Below are 1,927 nucleotides of genomic sequence, written 5' to 3' on the forward strand. Positions count from 1 at the left end.
GATGAATAAAATCGTATATAAAAATTGAAGTCTTATCGTTGTAAATCCGCATAAATCTGAAGAGTTCCCTTATTGTGCTAACGGGTGCTTTACTTCAAGATGGGATTCCGTAGAGATCCCATCTTTTTCTTGTTCAACTAACAGAACAGTTTAGTTGAATAGTGTTGTTTAACTTGTGTTCAACAATCGGGCCATTTAATGGAATAATATTACCAAGCAAAACTAGATTTCTATTTTTGTGTTAACATTAGTATTATATTACAAAAATACTAAACCTAGGTGATAATGGGAGAGATTGAGGTGATTTGTTTGAAGAAAGCAATGACACTTCTGTCTTTCATTTTTATTGGTATTTTTATGATAGGCTCTTTTCCTTCGATTACAAGTGCTTGTTCGTGTGCATATTTACCAAGTGTAGAAGAATTTGAACGTTCAAAAGCCGTATTTAGTGGGAAAGTTGTTGATATAAAAGAGAGACTAAGTTTAAAAGGATATACAACTAAATCAGTTCTTTTTGAGGTAACGAACGCCTGGAAGGGTGTTGAACGATCACAAATTAACTTTACTTCTGGTCAAGGTGGTGGAGATTGTGGATATAATTTTATAAAGGGAGAATAAAGGGAGGAAAAGAAATGGGAATTGAAATGGTAATCGGTTTAATTTTTGGTGTATTTTTAATTTGGGTTGGCTATATTGTTCGGACAAAACAGACATTTGCATTTCTTGCAGGTTTCAGGGAAACGTGGGAACCAGTTAATAAAGAAAGACTAGGTAACAGAGTCGGTATTCTCTTAATTATTATAGGTGTTATAGCCATTTTTACATCTATTTTTACCATATGGTTTGGGGCAACAGTCGGAAAAATCTCTGGGGTCTTGGCTATTATTGATGTGAGTTTGATTATTATAGTAATCGGATTAGATCAAATAGGATATTGAAAGGGGTGTACACGTGGGAAACTGGAGAATAAAACTAGTCCTGTTATTTACAATATTAAATACAATAGGAATATTCGCTATAATTCCATATTCGATAACTTTAATGGGCGATCAATCTGTACCGGGAGATATACCAACTTCATTAATAGTTATTATAAATTCAACTTTTCAAGTTTTATATACGTTTGTATTGATATTGGTTGGTTTAAGGCTTCAAAATCGTACAGGGTTAAACGCTCCACTATTAAATGGACTTGTTTACCCTAAGACACGAGTACATATCTCAAAAAAGTGGTTAATCAATAGTATTGTTGTAGCGTTAATTGGAAGCGTTATTATAATTCTTCTTGATTTATTCGTATTTAGCCCTTTGATAGGAGCACCCATGAATCAAGTTCCTTCACCTAATTGGTGGCAAGGTTTACTTGCTTCATTATACGGAGGATTTACAGAAGAAATAATGCTTCGATTGTTTGGCATGACGTTCATTGTATGGTTATTGGCCTGGATAACAAAAAAAGAAAAGGATAACATTCCTAATAGTTTTTACTATGTTGCAATTTTTCTTGTAGCAATAATATTTGGATTAGGACATTTGCCAGCGACAATACAAGTATTCGGCGATCTATCTACAATTATTGTAATACGGGCATTGGTGTTAAATGGGCTCTTAGGCTTGTGGTTTGGTTATTTGTACTGGAGGAAGGGCTTAGAATATGCAATGATTGCACATATGTCAGCAGATATCTTTCTTCACGTTCTATTTGCGTCAATACTCTATTAAGCAATCGGGCGAGATTGTTGAATAATCGTCTCTGTTCTTATTAAACTAACGGGGTGCTTTACTTAAAGATGGGATGCCACAGAGATCCCATCTTTTTCTTATTCAACTATCGGGGCAGGTTAGTGGAAGAAATAGCAAGTGGGTTTAACTAGGAGAAGTGTCGATGACATTAAAGAAGACACCGAGGTGTCTTATGTTTTTTAAA

General features: G+C 34.5%; 3 protein-coding genes. All 3 read left to right on the plus strand.

Annotated elements, in window-relative coordinates; genetic code table 11:
- Window positions 1-309: 309 nt before the first annotated feature.
- Genes ACQKNC_RS22535 through ACQKNC_RS22545 form a run of 3 tightly spaced genes read left to right on the plus strand, consistent with a single transcriptional unit; the run spans window position 310 to window position 1,722 of the window.
- Window positions 310-618, plus strand: a complete 309-nt coding sequence (locus tag ACQKNC_RS22535; protein ID WP_427426924.1) for a hypothetical protein — start codon at window positions 310-312, stop codon at window positions 616-618.
- Between the two features lie 14 nt (window positions 619-632).
- On the plus strand, window positions 633-938 hold the full coding sequence (locus ACQKNC_RS22540; protein WP_427426925.1) for a DUF3784 domain-containing protein: 306 nt from the start codon (window positions 633-635) through the stop codon (window positions 936-938).
- A 13-nt stretch (window positions 939-951) separates the two neighbouring features.
- Window positions 952-1,722 (plus strand): CPBP family intramembrane glutamic endopeptidase, encoded by a 771-nt coding sequence (locus ACQKNC_RS22545; RefSeq protein ID WP_427426927.1) that lies wholly within the window; start codon window positions 952-954, stop codon window positions 1,720-1,722.
- The last annotated feature ends 205 nt before the right edge of the window (window positions 1,723-1,927 follow it).

The sequence above is a fragment of the Lysinibacillus sp. NPDC094177 genome, assembly GCF_050279145.1.
Lineage (GTDB): Bacteria > Bacillota > Bacilli > Bacillales_A > Planococcaceae > Lysinibacillus.

Coding starts and splice junctions, on each gene's coding strand:
- ACQKNC_RS22540 (WP_427426925.1), top strand. CDS start 633: ATGGGAATTGAAATGGTAATCGGTTTAATTTTTGGTGTATTTTTAATT.